The organism is Castellaniella denitrificans (assembly GCF_027214045.1).
In the GTDB taxonomy this organism is placed as follows: domain Bacteria; phylum Pseudomonadota; class Gammaproteobacteria; order Burkholderiales; family Burkholderiaceae_B; genus Castellaniella; species Castellaniella denitrificans_A.
Genome location: NZ_JAPWHE010000001.1, coordinates 440631 through 457052, shown reverse-complemented (window position 1 = coordinate 457052; position 16422 = coordinate 440631). Strand labels below are relative to the sequence as shown.

14 protein-coding genes are annotated in these 16422 nt (G+C 68.6%); 11 read left to right on the top strand and 3 right to left on the bottom strand.

Features of this window, described 5'->3' with window-relative positions; genetic code table 11:
• Window positions 1-12: 12 nt before the first annotated feature.
• The 3 genes from argS to O4H32_RS02265 are packed head-to-tail and all read left to right on the top strand — an operon-like array spanning window position 13 to window position 3041.
• Window positions 13-1695, top strand: a complete 1683-nt coding sequence (gene argS / locus O4H32_RS02275) for an arginine--tRNA ligase (RefSeq protein ID WP_269356286.1) — start codon at window positions 13-15, stop codon at window positions 1693-1695.
• A gap of 4 nt (window positions 1696-1699) precedes the next feature.
• Complete coding sequence (locus O4H32_RS02270) at window positions 1700-2398, top strand: SPOR domain-containing protein (RefSeq protein ID WP_269356284.1); 699 nt, start codon at window positions 1700-1702, stop codon at window positions 2396-2398.
• A 22-nt stretch (window positions 2399-2420) separates the two neighbouring features.
• Window positions 2421-3041 carry a thiol:disulfide interchange protein DsbA/DsbL gene (locus O4H32_RS02265; RefSeq protein WP_269356282.1) on the top strand — a complete coding sequence of 207 codons (621 nt, stop codon included), beginning with the start codon at window positions 2421-2423 and terminating at the stop codon, window positions 3039-3041.
• Window positions 3042-3063: 22 nt separating this feature from the next.
• On the opposite strand, the gene O4H32_RS02260 is transcribed toward O4H32_RS02265, so the two are convergent.
• The 3 genes from O4H32_RS02260 to O4H32_RS02250 all read right to left on the bottom strand — a co-directional run bounded on the left by O4H32_RS02260 (window position 3064) and on the right by O4H32_RS02250 (window position 6502).
• Window positions 3064-4140: a metal-dependent hydrolase gene (locus O4H32_RS02260; RefSeq protein ID WP_269356280.1), complete on the bottom strand. Its 1077-nt coding sequence runs from the start codon at window positions 4138-4140 to the stop codon at window positions 3064-3066.
• Between the two features lie 67 nt (window positions 4141-4207).
• Complete coding sequence (locus O4H32_RS02255; RefSeq protein ID WP_269356946.1) at window positions 4208-5416, bottom strand: trans-sulfuration enzyme family protein; 1209 nt, start codon at window positions 5414-5416, stop codon at window positions 4208-4210.
• A 9-nt stretch (window positions 5417-5425) separates the two neighbouring features.
• Window positions 5426-6502 (bottom strand): MBL fold metallo-hydrolase, encoded by a 1077-nt coding sequence (locus O4H32_RS02250; protein WP_269356278.1) that lies wholly within the window; start codon window positions 6500-6502, stop codon window positions 5426-5428.
• A 127-nt stretch (window positions 6503-6629) separates the two neighbouring features.
• Here O4H32_RS02250 and O4H32_RS02245 point away from each other — a divergent pair, with 127 nt between their 5' ends.
• The 8 genes from O4H32_RS02245 (at window position 6630) to gluQRS (ending at window position 16395) form a co-directional block, all read left to right on the top strand.
• The gene (locus O4H32_RS02245) at window positions 6630-7016 is read left to right on the top strand and encodes a MerR family transcriptional regulator (RefSeq protein WP_269356277.1); all 387 of its coding nucleotides are present in this window, start codon (window positions 6630-6632) and stop codon (window positions 7014-7016) included.
• 10 nt (window positions 7017-7026) lie between these two features.
• A complete protein-coding gene (locus O4H32_RS02240; protein ID WP_269356276.1) occupies window positions 7027-8205 on the top strand; it encodes an isovaleryl-CoA dehydrogenase in 1179 nt (392 codons plus the stop codon).
• A gap of 8 nt (window positions 8206-8213) precedes the next feature.
• Window positions 8214-10076 carry a bifunctional isocitrate dehydrogenase kinase/phosphatase gene (gene aceK, locus O4H32_RS02235; RefSeq protein WP_269356275.1) on the top strand — a complete coding sequence of 621 codons (1863 nt, stop codon included), beginning with the start codon at window positions 8214-8216 and terminating at the stop codon, window positions 10074-10076.
• A 19-nt stretch (window positions 10077-10095) separates the two neighbouring features.
• Entirely contained in the window at window positions 10096-11277 is a 1182-nt protein-coding gene (locus O4H32_RS02230) for an acetyl-CoA C-acyltransferase (RefSeq protein ID WP_269356274.1), read from the top strand.
• 92 nt (window positions 11278-11369) lie between these two features.
• The gene (locus O4H32_RS02225) at window positions 11370-12971 is read left to right on the top strand and encodes a carboxyl transferase domain-containing protein (RefSeq protein ID WP_269356272.1); all 1602 of its coding nucleotides are present in this window, start codon (window positions 11370-11372) and stop codon (window positions 12969-12971) included.
• A gap of 10 nt (window positions 12972-12981) precedes the next feature.
• Entirely contained in the window at window positions 12982-15000 is a 2019-nt protein-coding gene (locus O4H32_RS02220; RefSeq protein ID WP_269356270.1) for an acetyl/propionyl/methylcrotonyl-CoA carboxylase subunit alpha, read from the top strand.
• A 61-nt stretch (window positions 15001-15061) separates the two neighbouring features.
• Window positions 15062-15529, top strand: a complete 468-nt coding sequence (locus O4H32_RS02215; protein WP_269356944.1) for a Smg family protein — start codon at window positions 15062-15064, stop codon at window positions 15527-15529.
• Window positions 15529-16395: a tRNA glutamyl-Q(34) synthetase GluQRS gene (gene gluQRS / locus O4H32_RS02210; RefSeq protein ID WP_269356268.1), complete on the top strand. Its 867-nt coding sequence runs from the start codon at window positions 15529-15531 to the stop codon at window positions 16393-16395. The genes O4H32_RS02215 and gluQRS overlap by 1 nt, the downstream gene beginning before the upstream one ends.
• The last annotated feature ends 27 nt before the right edge of the window (window positions 16396-16422 follow it).

Sequence of the window (16422 nt, the reverse complement as noted above, 5' to 3'; positions counted from 1 at the left end):
GATACGGACACCATGCTACCCGAGCAACACACCCGGCTCATCGCCATCCTGCGCTCCGTCCTGGACACCCTGATCCCCGACCAGACCCCGGACGTCACCCTGGAGCGCCCCAAGGTCGCCGCCCACGGCGACGTGGCCAGCAATGTCGCCATGCAGGCCGCCCGCGCGGCCCGGCGCAACCCGCGCGAGCTGGCCCAGGCCATCGTGGCGGGCGTCCTGGCCCACCCGGACGCGGCCGGCCTGATCGCCTCGGCCGAGGTCGCCGGTCCCGGCTTCATCAATTTCCGCCTGTCGGCCGCCGCCCACCAGGCCGTCCTGGACGCCATCCAGGACCAGGGCGAACGCTACGGCCACCGGCCCGCCGGCGACGAACGCATCCTGGTGGAGTTCGTCTCCGCCAATCCGACCGGCCCGCTGCATGTGGGCCACGCCCGCCAGGCGGCGCTGGGCGACTCCATCTGCCGCCTGTTCGCCACCCAGGGCGCCCAGGTCTCGCGCGAGTTCTACTACAACGATGCCGGCAACCAGATCCACAACCTGGCGATCAGCGTCCAGGCGCGGGCGCGCGGCATCGAACCCGACGACCCGGCCTTTCCCGCCGACGGCTACCGGGGTGAATATATCCAGGACATCGCGCGCGACTACCTGGCACGCGCCACCGTCCAGGCCAGCGACGGCGATCCCGTCCAGGCGGCCGGCGACCTCGACGACCTGGACGCCATCCGCCGCTTCGCCGTGGCCTACCTGCGCCGCGAACAGGACCTGGACCTGCAGGCTTTCGACCTGCGCTTCGACAACTACTACCTGGAAAGCTCGCTCTACACCAGCGGCCGCGTCGACTGCACCGTCCAGGCCCTGATCGACGCCGGCCACACCTACGAACTGGATGGCGCGCTGTGGCTGCGCACCACCGAACTGGGCACGGGCGACGACAAGGACCGCGTCATGCGCAAGTCCGAGGGCGGCTACACTTATTTCGTGCCGGACGTGGCCTACCACGTCGCCAAATGGGAACGCGGCTTCCACCAGGCCATCAACATCCAGGGCACCGACCACCACGGCACCATCGCCCGCGTGCGCGCCGGCCTGCAGGGCCTGGGCCTGGGGATCCCGGCCGACTACCCGGCCTATGTGCTGCACAAGATGGTGCGCGTCATGCGCGACGGCGCGGAGGTCAAGATCTCCAAACGCGCCGGCAGCTACGTCACGCTGCGCGACCTGATCGACTGGGTCGGGCGCGATGCGGTGCGCTTCTTCCTGGCTCAGCGACGCGCCGATTCCGAATTCGTCTTCGACATCGACCTGGCGCTGTCGCACAGCGAGGAAAACCCGGTCTACTACATCCAGTACGCGCACGCCCGCATTCATTCCCTGTTGCGCCAGCACGACGCCGGCGGACAGGGCGCGGCGGCGGATCCGTCCCTGCTGGTCGCCCCCACCGAAATCGCCCTGCTGCAGCGACTGGCGGAATACCCCGGCGTATTGACGCAGGCCGCCCGCGAACTGGCACCGCATCAGTTGGCCTTCTGGCTGCGCGACTGCGCCGCCGATTTTCATGCCTGGTACAACGCCGAACGCATCCTGGTGGACGACCCCGCCCTGGGCGCCGCCCGCCTGCGCCTGGCCCGCGCCACCGCCCAGGTGATCGCCAACGGCCTGGGCCTGCTGGGGGTCAGCGCCCCCGAGCGCATGTAACACCATGGCCACCCGAAAGAAATCCTCATCCAAATCCGGCGGCGCCTGGTTCGGCCTGGTCCTGGGCATGGTGCTGGGGGTCGCGGCCGCCGTGGCCGTGGCCCTGTTCGTCACCAAGGCCCCCATGCCTTTCAAGGACAAGGCCAGCCGCAACGCCCCGACCACCTTGCTGCCGGACGTGAAGAACGCCCCGGATCCGAACATCGCCCTGTACGGCAAGGACGGTCCGGCCGGTACCCGTTCATCCGCCCAGGGCGGCAGCGCCGCCAATCCGCCCGCCCCGGCGCCGGAACCCGGCGCCGCGCCCGAAAACCCCTTGTCCGATGCCATCGGCCAGATCATCGCGGGCCTGGACAAACCCAACACCAAGCCGGCTCCGGAACCCGCCAGGGCTCCCACCGCGCCGCAGACCAGCCAGCCCATTCCGCCCCCGCCTCCACCGCCGCCCGCGGCCCGGCCGGCGCCCGGCACGCAGACTACCTATTATCTGCAGACCGGAGCTTTCCGTTCACAGAAGGAAGCCCAGGCCATGCTGGCCCGCGTCGTGCTGCTGGGTCTGCCGGTGCGCATCGAGACCGGCGAATCCAACGGCGCCCCCATCAACCGCGTGCGCGTCGGTCCCTTCAAAGGCATCGACGAAATGAACCGCGCCCGGACCCGCCTGGGCGACGACAAGATCGAATCGACGGTCGTCCGCCCTTGAACCGCCTCCCCAAGGAGTTCCCATGAAGATCGCTCTGTTTTCCCGCCTGCTTTCCGGCCTGGTCCTGGGCCTGGCCGCGCTGGCCGTGACACCCGCCCAGGCGGCACCCTACGACACGCTGGATCCGGTCCAGCCCCCTGACACCCCGGGCCAGGTCGAGGTGCTGGAATTCTTTTTCTACACCTGCCCGCACTGCAACAGCATCCAGCCACTGATCGAGAAATGGCGCAAGACCCTGCCGGACGGCGTGGCCTTCAAGAGCGTGCCGGTGGCCTTCAACGCCAGCATGCGCGACATGCAGAAGCTGTACTACACCCTGGAAGCCATGGGCCGGCTGGACCTGCAGCCGGCGGTTTTCAAGGCCATCCATGAAGAACACAAGGATCTGACCCGGGCCAAGGACATCATCGAGTGGGCCGCCGCCCAGGGGCTGGACCGCAAGACCTTCACCGACACGTTCAATTCTTTTGGCGTGCAGACCAAGGCCACCCGCGCCGACGAACTGACCAAGGCCTACCACGTGGAAGGCACGCCGACGATCGCCATCGGCGGCCGCTACCTGACCTCGCCCGCGCAGACCGGCACCTACCAGGGCGCCATCGACGAGGCCGACAAGCTGGTCAAGCAGTTGTTGGCAAAGTAACGCCCCCATCCTGCCGAGGGTCTCACGGCCGCGCCTCGCGGCCCATCAATCGTCGCCAGACCCAGGCAAGGCCCGCCATGCGGTCGCCGGGAGCGGGCAAGCGGGTAATCTCGGGGGCCGCGATCCAGCGGCCCTCCGCATCCCGGCCGGCGATGTCATAGCGGAAGAAATAATCCGGCTCCAGGCCCATCCTCAGATCCGACAGGATCAGCCGCTGCGCGCCGTCCTCGCGCTGGCGGGCATGCACGCCGACGAAACCGTGCGTGAACCAGAGCAGGCGCCGCAGCTCCGGCGTGGCCGTCGCCGTCAATTGCGCCAGCGCCTGGGTGTCGCTGGGCCGGAAAGTGAATCGCATCCTTCCATGATCGGCGATCAGCGAGCGATCCCCGATCCAATAACCATCCGGCGCCATCGCGATCACGCGCCATGACAGCGTATTGAGCGGCAGCGGCGTGGAAAAACGGGGCGCATCCCGCAGCCCCATGACCGCCAGACTTTGTTCCGCCAGGCGGTCCACCCGGTATTTGGCCGCCACGCTCCAGGCCAGGTAGAGCGAGCTGACGGACAAACCGATCACCAGCCACCGGCGCGCCGACCGGCTCCGCCGCCCGGTCTCCGGGCCGTCGTCGGAACGGCCAGGGGACAGCTTCCAGGCCAGGAGCACGCCGGACAGCAAAGGCAGCGTGTACACGGGATCGATGATGAAGATCGACGACCACATCACGGGCGGCATGGGCAATGGCCAGAGCAGTTGCGTACCGTAGACCGTGAAGGCATCGAGCAACGGATGCGTCAGCAAGGCCAGCCAGATCGCCCACAGCCAGCGCCGGGGGGATTCACCGACCAGGGCGCTGCGCCATTTCAGCCACAGCCACAGCAGCCATCCGGCCGCTGTCAGCACCAGCAACGAATGCGACGGACCGCGATGCCACGTCACCTGGGTGACGGCATCGCTGCCCGCCAGACCGAACCAGAGCACATCCAGATCGGGCATCGTGCCCAGGATGCCGCCCGCGACCAGCGCGACGCGCCGGTGACTGGCGGGCACCGCCAGCGCGGCCACGCTGCTGCCCAGGACGATCTGCGTCAGGGAGTCCATCTCGCCCTCCGGACAAGCCCGCGCGGCGGCGTGGCCACCGGCGGCGACAAGGGGCGGGATCGGCGCTTCAACCGCGCGCCGCCTCGAATGCCTGCGCCAGATCCGCGATCAGATCGGCCGGGTCCTCCAGACCAATGTGCAGGCGCAGCACCGTGCCCTTGCGCATGCGCTCGTCGGCCACCGACGACCAGTAGCCGTGCGAGGCCAGGGCGGAGGACTCGACCTGGGTGATCAGGCTCTCATAGCCGCCCCAGGAATACCCGATCCCGAACAGCCGCAGGCCATCGATCAGGCGGCGTACCTGGGCGCCATCGAAGTCCACGGCGACGGACAGCAGGCCGTTGGATCCCGTCGCGTCGCGTCGCCACAGCGCATGGCCCGCGTCGTCCGGCCAGGCGGGGAAGAAAATGCGCGACACCTGGGGCTGGGCGTCGAGCCAGCGGCAGACTTCCAGGGCATGTTCCGCACAGGCGCGCAGGCGCACGCCCAGGGTGCGCGCCCCGCGCAACGCCAGCCAGGCGTCGTCGGCGCTGACGGTATTGCCCAGGGCGTAATGCGTTTCGTGCAGCCGGCCGATCAGCGCCGGATCGCTGGAGACGGCCGCGCCCAGCATCAGGTCCGAATGCCCGCCGACGTACTTGGTGGCCGCGATCACCGACACGTCGGCACCCAGTCCCAGGGGCCGGTAGATGTAGCCCGAACCCCAGGTGTTGTCCGCCACCACGATCAGGCCGTGTTCGTGCGCCCAGCGCGCCAGGGCGGGCAGATCCAGCATTTCCATCAGCAGCGAGCCCGGGGATTCCAGATACAGCACCCGGGTTTCGGGCCGCAAGGCGGCCTGAAGGCTGGCGAGATCGCCATGCGCGAAGTCCATGGACACGCCCATGCGCGTCAGGACGGTCTTGTGCAGGTAGCGCACCGGCCCGTATACGCTGTCCACGACCAGCGCGTGATCACCCTGGCTCAGCAGCGCCATCAGCGCCATGCTGATCGCCGCCATGCCGGACGGTGCCAGGAACGCCCGGTCTCCACCCTCCAGCCGGCACAACAGGGTCTCAAGGGCCTCGTGAGTCTGCAGGCCGACCCGGCCATAGGTGGGCACGCGCTCGCCGCGCTGCTTGGCCGCCTGGGCGCGGTCCAGCACGTCCATCGAGGCGAACCGCACCGTGCTGGTGCGATACGAGGGCAAGGCCACCGGCCCGGCGCCGGTGGCGGGATCCAGGGGGGCCTGGCCGATGTGCTGCAGCAAGGTGTCGGTGCGGTCGGAGTCGTACATTGTCATGATTTAGATTCGCTGGAATCGGTACACCCCGTCCTCGCCGAGGATGCGTCTCAGGGATCCCTGGAAGTATAGGGCGTGCAGGTGGGCGATGGATTCGCCCATGGCGAAGGACAACTGGTGCAGATCGAGCTTGCGGCGGAACAGCACGGGCAGCAGGTCATGGGCGCTGCGCGGCTGGCCGCAAGCGGCCAGGACTTCGTCCAGGCGCTCGGCATGGTGCGCCCGCTGCTGGGCGACGCGCTGGCGCAAGCCCCGGAAGGGCCGGCCGTGGGACGGCAGCACCAGCACGTCCCCGGGCAGATCGTCGTAGGCGGACAGCGAATCCAGATACAGGCGCAGCGGGTCGGCCTCGGGCTCCAGGTCGAACACGCTGACATTGGTGGAAATGCGCGGCAGCACCATGTCGCCCGAGATCAGCGTGTCCAGGTCGGGGCACCACAGCGAGACGTGTTCGGGGGCATGGCCATGGCCGACGATGATCCGCCAGGCGCGTCCGCCGATGGCGACTTCCTGGCCGTGCATGAGGCGGTGGAAACGGGGCGGCACGTCGGGCACCAGACGGGTGTAGTAATCGTGGCGGGCCCGGATCATCTCCTGCGCCTGGGGATCGACCAAGCCATGCCGGGCGAAATGCCGCACCGCGGCGTCGCCGGCCGGGCCGCTGCCCTCGATGGAGGAGTCCTGCACGGAAGAGCCCGCCCACAACCGGGCCATCGCATAGTCCGTCATGGACATCCACAGCGGCGCCTGCCAGCGTGCGCACAGCCAGTGTGCCAGGCCGACATGGTCCGGATGCATGTGCGTGACCAGCACGCGCAGCACCGGCAGGCCATCCAGCGCCTGCTCGAACACCGTTTCCCAGCGTTCCCGGACCTCGGTCCGGTCGATGCCGCAATCCACCACGGTCCAGCCTTCACGACCATCGACGCAGTCGCGCAACAGCCACAGGTTGATATGGTCCAGGGCGAAAGGCAACGGCATGCGGATCCAGCGCACACCGGCCGCCACCTCGTGCGCCCGGCCGGGTTCGGGCAACGTATCACCCCAGGGATATTCCAGTTCTTTTTCGAGCGGATTCATGCCGTGTCTCCATGAAGATGCGGGTTTTCTCTGATCATTATGTCAGAGTTTATTCTTTACGTTGACGTAAACGTAATACATAATGGACGCTGATTCCGCACCCCTGTTTCAGGCCCCGCCCGACCCCATGAGCCAAGCCACCTGGACGATTTCCGAGCTCGCCCGCGAATTCGGCGTCACACCGCGCACGATCCGCTTCTATGAGGATCAGGGCATCGTCAGCCCGGCGCGCGAGGGCCGCAACCGCGTCTACGCGCCGCGCGACCGCACGCGGCTCAAGCTCGCCCTGCGCGGGCGGCGCCTGGGGCTGCAACTGTCCGAAATCGTCACCCTGATCGATCTGTACGACCAGGACGGCGCCAGCAGCGAGGCGCAATTGCGGCATTACGCCGAAGTCCTCGCCAGCCACCGTGAAAAACTCGAACAGCAGCGCCGCGACCTGGACGAGACCCTGAAAGAAATCCGCCGCCAGCAGGCCGATTGCGAGGCACTGCTGCTGGCACGACATTCCTAGGAGACCCCTCATGAATCTGCCCGGCCTGAACTTCGACCTCGGATCCGACCTCGACATGCTGCGCGAGGCGGTCCGCGATTTCGCCCAAGCCGAAATCGCCCCGCGCGCAGCCGCCACCGACCGCGACGACCAGTTCCCCATGGACCTGTGGCGCAAATTCGGCGATCTGGGCCTGCTGGGCGTGACCGTGGCCGAAACCTACGGCGGCGCCAACCTGGGCTACCTGGCGCACATGATCGCCATGGAAGAAATCTCGCGCGCCAGCGCGTCCATCGCCCTGTCCTATGGCGCGCACTCCAATCTGTGCGTCAACCAGATCCACCGCAACGGCACCGAAGCCCAGAAGCAGAAATACCTGCCCGGCCTGATCTCGGGCGAACAGGTCGGCGCCCTCGCCATGAGCGAGCCCGGCGCCGGCTCCGACGTCGTCGGCATGCGGCTGCGCGCCGAAAAACGCGGCGACCGCTACGTGCTCAACGGCACCAAGATGTGGATCACCAACGGGCCGGACGCCGACACCCTGGTGGTCTACGCCAAGACCAACCCGGAGGCCCACCAGCGCGGCATCACCGCCTTCATCGTCGAAAAGACCTTCCCGGGTTTCTCCGTGGCGCAAAAACTCGACAAGCTGGGCATGCGCGGTTCGCACACCGGCGAACTGGTGTTCCAGGACTGCGAGGTACCGGCCGAGAACGTGCTGGGCGAGGTCGACGGCGGGGTCCGGGTACTGATGAGCGGCCTGGACTACGAGCGCGCCGTGCTGGCGGCCGGCCCCCTGGGCATCATGCAGGCGGTCATGGATGTGGTCGTGCCCTACGTGCACGAGCGCAAGCAGTTCGGCCAGGCCATCGGCGAATTCCAGCTGATCCAGGGCAAACTGGCCGACCTGTACACCACCTTGCAGGCCTGCCGCGCCTATTGCTACGCGGTCGGCAAGAACCTGGACAGCCTGGGCGCCGGCCACGTGCGCCAAGTGCGCAAGGACTGCGCCGGCGTGATCCTGTACTGTGCCGAAAAAGCCACCTGGATGGCAGGCGAAGGCATCCAGATCCTGGGCGGCAACGGCTACATCAACGACTACCCCACCGGCCGCCTGTGGCGCGACGCCAAGCTCTATGAAATCGGCGCCGGCACCAGCGAGATCCGCCGCATGCTGATCGGCCGCGAACTCTTCGGCGAAACCGCCTGATCCGCGCCATGGAAGACACCGGCGACCACCGCCACATCGAGCCCGTCACGCCCCGGGGCCAGTCCCCGGAGGCCGTGGCGCGCATGATACTGGCCGGGTTCGACCGCCACTATTCGCTGTTCCGCTACAGCGCGCAGCGGGCCAAGGCCCTGTTCGAATCGGGCGACTGGCACGGCATCCAGCAGCTGTCGCGCGAGCGCATCGAATACTACGACACCCGGGTCCGCGAATGCGCGGCGGCCCTGGGCCAGGCGCTGCGCGGCACCTCGCCCGCGCGCACGGCGCCGGACACGGCGCTGACCCGCGAGCAGATCGAATTCTGGCAGACCGCCAAGACCAGCTACATCGCGCTGCTGGCCGGGCACCGCCAGCCCGAATGCGCGGAAACCTTCTTCAACTCGGTCTCCTGCCGCATCCTGCACCGCAACTATTTCAACAACGACTTTCTCTTCGTGCGCCCGGCGGTGGCGACCGACTACATCGACGGCGAACATCCGTCCTACAGAACCTACTATCCGCTGACCGAGGGCCTGCTGCCCAGCCTGACCCGCATGGCGGCCGACTTCGGCCTGGCCGCGCCCTATCACGACCTGCCGGCGGATGTGCGGCGCATGGCACGGATGGGCCTGCGCCACCTGCGCGGCACCCTGCCGCGCGGCCTGGGCAAGCGGCTGGCGCCCGACTGCCAGATCCAGGTGCTCAACACGCTGTTCTTCCGCAACAAGGGCGCCTACATCGTCGGCCGCCTGATCAACCAGACCGCCATCCATCCGTTCGCCGTGGCGCTGCTGCATACGCCCTCGGGCCACATCCGGTTCGACGCCCTGCTGCACACCAGCGACGACCTGAGCACGCTGTTCAGCTTCACGCGCGCCTATTTCCTGGTCGACATGGAAGCCTCGGCGGCCTATGTCGATTTCCTGTCGTCGCTGTTTCCGCGCAAGCCCAAGGCCGAGATCTACACCACCATCGGCCTGCAGAAACAGGGCAAGACCCTGTTCTACCGCGACTTCCTGCATCACCTGTCCCATTCCCGCGACGCCTTCGACTACGCACCGGGGATCCAGGGCATGGTGATGACGGTATTCACGCTGCCCTCCTACCCCTACGTGTTCAAGCTGATCCGCGACCGCATCGCCAAGGACGGCATGGACGAGGCCACGGTGCGGCGTAAATACCAGATGGTGAAAAAACACGACCGCGTCGGCCGCATGGCCGATACCTGGGAATATTCCCAGGTCGCCCTGCCGCGCGCGCGCTTTTCGCCGCGCCTGCTGGAAGGACTGCGGCGCGAGGTCCCCAGCCTTCTCGAGGAAACCGACGGCCTGGTGGTACTGCGCCACGTCTACATCGAGCGCCGCATGACGCCGTTGAACATCTTCCTCGCCGGCGCCTCCGACGCCGCCCTGGAGGCCGCCGTCCAGCAATACGGCCAGGCCATCCGCGAACTGGCCGCGGCCAACATTTTCCCGGGCGACATGCTGTACAAGAATTTCGGCGTCACCCGCCTGGGCCGCGTGGTCTTCTACGACTACGACGAGATCCAGCGCATGACGGAAATGCAGTTCCGCCGCATCCCCCCCGCCCCCAACGAGGAAGCCGAACTGTCCGGGGAGCCCTGGTACCCGGTGGGCGCCAACGACGTCTTCCCGGAAGAATTCGAGCGATTCCTGTTGGGAGACCCCCGGGTGCGCGCCGCCTTCCTCAAGCACCACGCGCCGCTTTTGGATGCACAATGGTGGCAGGACTGCCGCGCACGCGCCGCCCAGGGCCGCATCGAAGACATTTTCCCCTACGACCAGACGCGCCGGCTGCAGCCGCAGGACGGCGAATCACCGCCTGTCCGAAATCATTCCACGGATACCCTCTAGCAAGAGAAAGGAGTACATCATGTCCGATTCCATCGTCATCGTATCCGCCGTCCGCACCCCCATGGGGGGCATGATGGGCAGTCTTTCCGGCCTGGCCGCCCACGAGCTGGGCGCCATCGCGATCAAGGCCGCCGTCGAGCGCGCGGGCATCGCCGGCGACACCGTCCAGGAAGTCATCATGGGCAACGTGCTGCAGGCCGGCCAGGGCCAGGCGCCCGCCCGCCAGGCCGCCCTGGGCGCGGGCCTGCCGAAGGGCGTGCCCTGCAGCACCCTGCACAAGGTCTGCGGCTCGGGGCTGAAGGCCGTGATGCTGGCCCACGACGTCATCAAGGCCGGCTCCGCCGACGTGGTGGTGGCGGGCGGCCAGGAAAGCATGAGCAACGCGCCCTACCTGCTGCTCAAGGGCCGCCAGGGCTACCGCTACGGCCATTCCACCGTCTACGACCACATGGCCCTGGACGGCCTGGAAGACGCCTACCAGCGCGGCACGGCCATGGGCGTGTTCGCCGAGGACTGCGCCTCGAAATACAGCTTCACGCGCGAACAGCAGGACGCCTTCTCCCTGGAATCGCTGCGCCGCGCGCGCCAGGCGACCGAGGACGGCAGCTTCAAATGGGAAATCGCGCCGGTCGCGATCAAGGGCCGCAAGGGCGACGTCGTGATCGACTCGGACGAGGGTCCGGCCAAGGCCATGCCGGACAAGATCCCCACGCTCAAGCCCGCCTTCAAGAAAGACGGCACGGTGACGGCGGCCAACGCGTCCTCGATCTCCGACGGCGCCTCGGCCCTGGTGGTAATGAGCGCTTCCAAGGCGCAGGCGCTGGGGGCCACGCCCCTGGCGCGCATCGTCGCCCACACCCAGCACGCCCAGGAACCGCAATGGTTCACCACCGCGCCGGTCGGTGCCATCCAGAAACTGCTGGACAAGACCGGCTGGAAGGCCGGCGACGTCGATCTGTATGAAATCAACGAAGCCTTCGCCGTGGTGACCATGGCGGCCATGGCCGACCTGAACCTGCCGCACGACCGCGTCAACGTCCACGGCGGCGCCACGGCCCTGGGCCACCCCATCGGCGCCTCCGGCGCGCGCCTGCTGACCACGCTGATCGGCGCCCTGCGCAAGACCGGCGGCAAGCGCGGTATCGCCTCACTGTGCATCGGCGGCGGCGAAGCCGTGGCCCTGGCCGTCGAAATGCTGTAAATCCCCCGCAGCCCCCGCGTGCCGGCCGCCACCCGCAGATGAGGCGGGAGCGTGGGGGCCCTCTTTCTTTACTTCCAGGAACAGGAAACGTCATGCCGGTCATCGAGTCCCGCATCAACCCGCGATCCCAGGAATTCCAGGACAACGCCCGCGTCATGCGGACGCTGGTCGACGACCTGCGCGAACGCATCGCCAGCACGGCGCAAGGCGGCGGAGAAACCGCCCGCGCACGGCACCTGGCACGCGGCAAGCTGCTGCCGCGCGAACGGGTCGAGCGCCTGCTCGATCCCGGCACCCCGTTCCTCGAACTGTCGCCGCTGGCGGCGCTCGACGTCTACGACAACGCCTCGCCCGGCGCGGGCCTGATCACCGGCATCGGCCGCGTGGGCGGCACCGAATGCGTGATCGTCTGCAACGACGCCACGGTCAAGGGCGGCACTTATTACCCGCTGACGGTCAAGAAACACCTGCGCGCCCAGGAAATCGCCCAGCAGAACCACCTGCCCTGCATCTACCTGGTCGATTCGGGCGGCGCCAACCTGCCCAACCAGGACGAGGTCTTTCCCGATCGCGACCACTTCGGCCGCATCTTCTACAACCAGGCCGTCATGTCCTCCATGGGCATCGCCCAACTGGCCGTCGTGATGGGCTCCTGCACCGCCGGGGGCGCCTATGTGCCCGCCATGAGCGACGAATCCATCATCGTGCGCAACCAGGGCACGATCTTTCTGGGCGGCCCGCCCCTGGTCAAGGCCGCCACCGGCGAAGAAGTCTCCGCGGAAGACCTGGGTGGCGGCGACGTCCACACGCGCCTGTCGGGCGTGGCCGATCACCTGGCCGAGAACGACACGCATGCGCTGCGCCTGGCGCGCGACGCGGTGGCCCGCCTGAACCGGCCGGCGCCGCCCGCCGCGGGCGCCTGGACCGAGCCCCTGTATGACCCGGCCGAGCTGGACGGCATCATCCCCCAGGACACACGCAAGCCCTACGATGTGCGCGAAGTCATCGCCCGCATCGTGGACGGGTCCGACTTCGAGGAATTCAAGGCGCGCTTCGGCACCACCCTGGTCACGGGCTTCGCGCGCATCTACGGCATGCCGGTGGGCATCATCGCCAACAACGGCATCCTGTTCTCGGAGGCCGCCCAGAAAGGCACGCACTTCATCGAACTGTGCTGCCAGCGGAACATTCCCCTGGTCTTCCTGCAGAACATCAGCGGCTTCATGGTGGGCCGCAAGTACGAAAACGAGGGCATCGCCCGCCACGGCGCGAAGATGGTCACGGCCGTGTCCACCGCGTCGGTGCCGAAATTCACGGTGCTGATCGGCGGTTCCTTCGGCGCCGGCAACTACGGCATGTGCGGCCGCGCCTTCGGCCCGCGCCTGCTGTTCCTGTGGCCCAACGCGCGCATCTCGGTCATGGGCGGCGAACAGGCCGCCAGCGTCCTGGCCACCGTGCGGCGCGACAGCATCGAACGCAAGGGCGGCGCCTGGTCCGCCGCCGAGGAAGAAGCCTTCAAGGCGCCCATCCGCGCCCAATACGAACATGAGGGCCATCCCTATTACTCCACCGCGCGGCTGTGGGACGACGGCATCATCGCGCCGTCCGACACACGGCGGGTGCTGGGCCTGGGACTGGCCGCCGCCCGTCACGCCCCGGTCGAAGCCACGCGCTTCGGCGTGTTCAGAATGTAAGGAAACCGCCATGTTCGACACCCTCCTGATCGCGAACCGGGGCGAGATCGCCTGCCGCATCGCCGCCACGGCCCGCCGCATGGGCATCCGCACCGTCGCCGTCTACTCCGACGCCGACGCCGACGCCCGCCACGTCCACGCCTGCGACCGCGCCGTGCGCATCGGCGGCCCGGAACCCGCCGCCAGCTACCTGCGCGCCGACGCCATCCTGGACGCCGCCCGCCGTACCGGCGCCCAGGCCATCCACCCGGGCTACGGCTTCCTGTCGGAAAACGCCGGGTTCGCCCGTGCCTGCGCCGACGCCGGCCTGATCTTCGTCGGCCCGCCGGTGGACGCGATCGCCGCCATGGGCAGCAAGTCCGCCGCCAAGACCCTGATGTCGGGCGCCGACGTGCCCCTGGTGCCGGGCTACCACGGCGAACGCCAGGAAGCCGATTTCCTGCAGGAACAGGCCCGCGCCATCGGTTACCCCGTGCTCATCAAGGCCAGCGCGGGCGGGGGCGGCAAAGGCATGCGCATCGTCCACGCCGACGCGGAATTCCAGGCGGCCCTGGCTTCCTGCCAGCGCGAGGCGGACAGCAGCTTCGGCAGCGCCCAGGTCCTGATCGAGCGCTACCTGACCAAGCCGCGCCACATCGAGATCCAGGTCTTCGCCGACACGCACGGTCAATGCGTGCACCTGTTCGAGCGCGACTGTTCCGTGCAGCGTCGCCACCAGAAGGTCATCGAAGAAGCCCCCGCGCCCGGCATGACGCCGGAACGCCGCGAGGCCATGGGCCGCGCGGCCGTGGCCGCCGCCCAGGCCGTCGGCTACGTCGGCGCGGGCACGGTGGAATTCATCGCCGAGCCCGACGGGCGCTTCTACTTCATGGAAATGAACACCCGGCTGCAGGTCGAGCACCCGGTCACCGAAGCCATCACTGGCCAGGACCTGGTCGAATGGCAGTTGCGCGTGGCGGCCGGCCAGCCGCTGCCGCTGCGCCAGGACCAATTGCGCATCCAGGGCCATGCCCTGGAGGCACGCATCTACGCCGAGAACCCGGACAAGGACTTCCTGCCCAGCATCGGCCGCCTGGACGCCCTGCACTGGCCGCCGCACGTCGTCTTCCAGACCGGCCCCGTGCGCGTGGACGGCGGCGTGCGCGAAGGCGACACGATCTCCCCGCACTACGATCCCATGATCGCCAAGCTCATCGTCCACGGCCAGGACCGCGAGCAGGCCAGGCAGCGGATGCTGCGCGCGCTGGGCGCGGTGCGCTGCACCGGCGTGCAGACCAACATCGCCTTCCTGGGCCGCCTGATGGACGATCCGGCCTTCGCCGCCGCCGACCTGGACACCGGGCTGATCGAACGCGAACACGAGCGCCTGTTCCCCTCGGCCCGGGACTGCGAGGACACCGTGCTGGCCCTGGCCGCCGCCGCCCTGCTGCACCACGACGGCCTCGCCCGTCCAGGCGCCCCGGCCCAGACAGACCCCTGGCGCCAGGCCGACGGCTGGCGGGTCGGCGGGCGCCACGAGCGCACCCTGATTCTGCAGGACGCCCGGGGCGAACGCACGCTGCGCGTCAGCCGGAACGGCCAGGACTGGACCCTGGCGGTGGATGCGGGCCCCGCGCAGGCTTTCCACTGGCAGGCAGAAGGCCACCACCCAAGCCACGTTCGCGTCCGTCTGGGCGACGAGGAGGCGCGCGGCGACGTCCACCGCGACGGCGCGCGCCTGGATGTCTTCGCACACGGCCGGCGCCAGACGCTGGAATGGCGCGATCCGCTCGCCCTGGCGGCCGCGTCCGCCGACGACGCGGCCGGCGGGCTGACCGCCCCGATGCCGGGCAAGATCCTTTCGGTCGCCGTGGCGGCGGGCGACGCCGTGACGCGCGGCACGCCGCTGATCGTCATGGAAGCCATGAAGATGGAGCACACCATCGATGCGCCCCACGACGGCACGGTCCGGGAAGTCTTCTACGCGGTCGGCGACCAGGTGGCCGAGGGCGTCGTCCTGATCGACCTGGAGGTCGTCGAGGCCGGTTAAGGCCTGTCCGCGCGGCGGGAGGAATCCGGTAAACTGGAACGGCAACCGCTTCATGAACGCCATGTACGACATCCTGGTTTATCTGTTCGAAAACTATTACACGCCCCAAGCCTGCCCGCGCGCCGAGGTCCTGGCCAGCAAGCTGGCGGCTGCCGGGTTCGAGCACGAGGACATCGACGACGCGCTGAACTGGCTGCGCGACCTGGCCAGCACCACCGAACGCTGCCTGCCGCTGGCCGTCATGCGCGATGCCCGCCGTGACGCCGCGCGCGTCTACACCGACACGGAATACGCGACGCTGGGCACCGAGGCGATCGGCTTCATCAGCTTCCTCGAACATTCCGGCAGCCTGCCCCCCGTCCTGCGGGAAATCCTGATCGAGGCGGCCCAGGCGGCGGATCATTCCCCCCTGTCCCTGGCCGAGATCAAGGTCCTCGCACTGATGGTCCTCTGGAGCCAGGAAGCCGAAGTCGACCACCTGGTGTTCGAGGAACTGCTGACCGACGACGAAGGCCGGCTGTCCCACTGATGTCCCGCCCCTACGTGGGCCGCTTCGCGCCCAGCCCCAGCGGCCCCCTGCATGCGGGCTCGCTGGTCGCCGCCATGGCCAGCCACCTGGACGCCCGGGCGCACCGGGGACGCTGGCTGCTGCGCATCGAGGACATCGACGAGCCCCGCACCGTGCCCGGCGCCGATCGCGTCATCCTGGGGCAGCTCGAGGCGCTGGGCCTGCGCTGGGACGGCGAACCGGTCTGGCAGACGGCGCGCCATCGCCTGTACGAACGCGCGTTCGACCGGCTGCGGGAAGCCGGTCGCGTCTACGGATGCGCCTGCGTCCGGCGGGAACTGCCGCCCGGCCCGTATCCCGGCACCTGCCGGCCACCGACGGGCACCTCGGCCTCGGGCGGAAATCCGGCCGCCACGAATCGTCCGATCCGCAGTTGGCGTTTCCTCGTCGAGCCCGGGATGGAAACCTTCACGGATCGCTGGCTGGGTCAGCAATCCCAGGACGTGGCGGCGGAGGTCGGGGACTTCATCGTCCGCCGGGCGGACGGCCTGTGGGCCTACCAGTTGGCCGTGGTGGTCGACGACGGCGATCAGGGCGTCACCGACGTGGTGCGCGGCGCCGACCTGCTGGGCTCCACGGCCCGCCAGCGGCAACTGGCCCGTGCCCTGGGCCTGCGCGCGCCGCGCGTCCTGCACGTGCCGCTGATCCTGGACGCCGCCGGCCACAAGCTGTCCAAGCAGAACCACGCGCCCGCGCTGGACGTGTCGCGGCCCCTGGAATGCCTGCGGACGGCCTGGAAGGCCCTGGGATTCGCCGACCTGCCCGCCGCCACGCCGCAGGCCTTCTGGCTGGAAGCCACCGCGCACTGGGCGCGACGGTTTGAATGAGATCGGGCATGCAATGGTCCCTGCGGA

What these genes read in the sequence shown, in the direction of transcription:
- argS (WP_269356286.1), top strand. Translation starts at nt 13, where the DNA reads ATGCTACCCGAGCAACACACCCGGCTCATCGCCATCCTGCGCTCCGTC.
- O4H32_RS02270 (WP_269356284.1), top strand. Translation starts at nt 1,700, where the DNA reads ATGGCCACCCGAAAGAAATCCTCATCCAAATCCGGCGGCGCCTGGTTC.
- O4H32_RS02265 (WP_269356282.1), top strand. Translation starts at nt 2,421, where the DNA reads ATGAAGATCGCTCTGTTTTCCCGCCTGCTTTCCGGCCTGGTCCTGGGC.
- O4H32_RS02260 (WP_269356280.1), bottom strand. Translation starts at nt 4,140, where the DNA reads ATGGACTCCCTGACGCAGATCGTCCTGGGCAGCAGCGTGGCCGCGCTG.
- O4H32_RS02255 (WP_269356946.1), bottom strand. Translation starts at nt 5,416, where the DNA reads ATGTACGACTCCGACCGCACCGACACCTTGCTGCAGCACATCGGCCAG.
- O4H32_RS02250 (WP_269356278.1), bottom strand. Translation starts at nt 6,502, where the DNA reads ATGAATCCGCTCGAAAAAGAACTGGAATATCCCTGGGGTGATACGTTG.
- O4H32_RS02245 (WP_269356277.1), top strand. Translation starts at nt 6,630, where the DNA reads ATGAGCCAAGCCACCTGGACGATTTCCGAGCTCGCCCGCGAATTCGGC.
- O4H32_RS02240 (WP_269356276.1), top strand. Translation starts at nt 7,027, where the DNA reads ATGAATCTGCCCGGCCTGAACTTCGACCTCGGATCCGACCTCGACATG.
- aceK (WP_269356275.1), top strand. Translation starts at nt 8,214, where the DNA reads ATGGAAGACACCGGCGACCACCGCCACATCGAGCCCGTCACGCCCCGG.
- O4H32_RS02230 (WP_269356274.1), top strand. Translation starts at nt 10,096, where the DNA reads ATGTCCGATTCCATCGTCATCGTATCCGCCGTCCGCACCCCCATGGGG.
- O4H32_RS02225 (WP_269356272.1), top strand. Translation starts at nt 11,370, where the DNA reads ATGCCGGTCATCGAGTCCCGCATCAACCCGCGATCCCAGGAATTCCAG.
- O4H32_RS02220 (WP_269356270.1), top strand. Translation starts at nt 12,982, where the DNA reads ATGTTCGACACCCTCCTGATCGCGAACCGGGGCGAGATCGCCTGCCGC.
- O4H32_RS02215 (WP_269356944.1), top strand. Translation starts at nt 15,062, where the DNA reads ATGTACGACATCCTGGTTTATCTGTTCGAAAACTATTACACGCCCCAA.
- gluQRS (WP_269356268.1), top strand. Translation starts at nt 15,529, where the DNA reads ATGTCCCGCCCCTACGTGGGCCGCTTCGCGCCCAGCCCCAGCGGCCCC.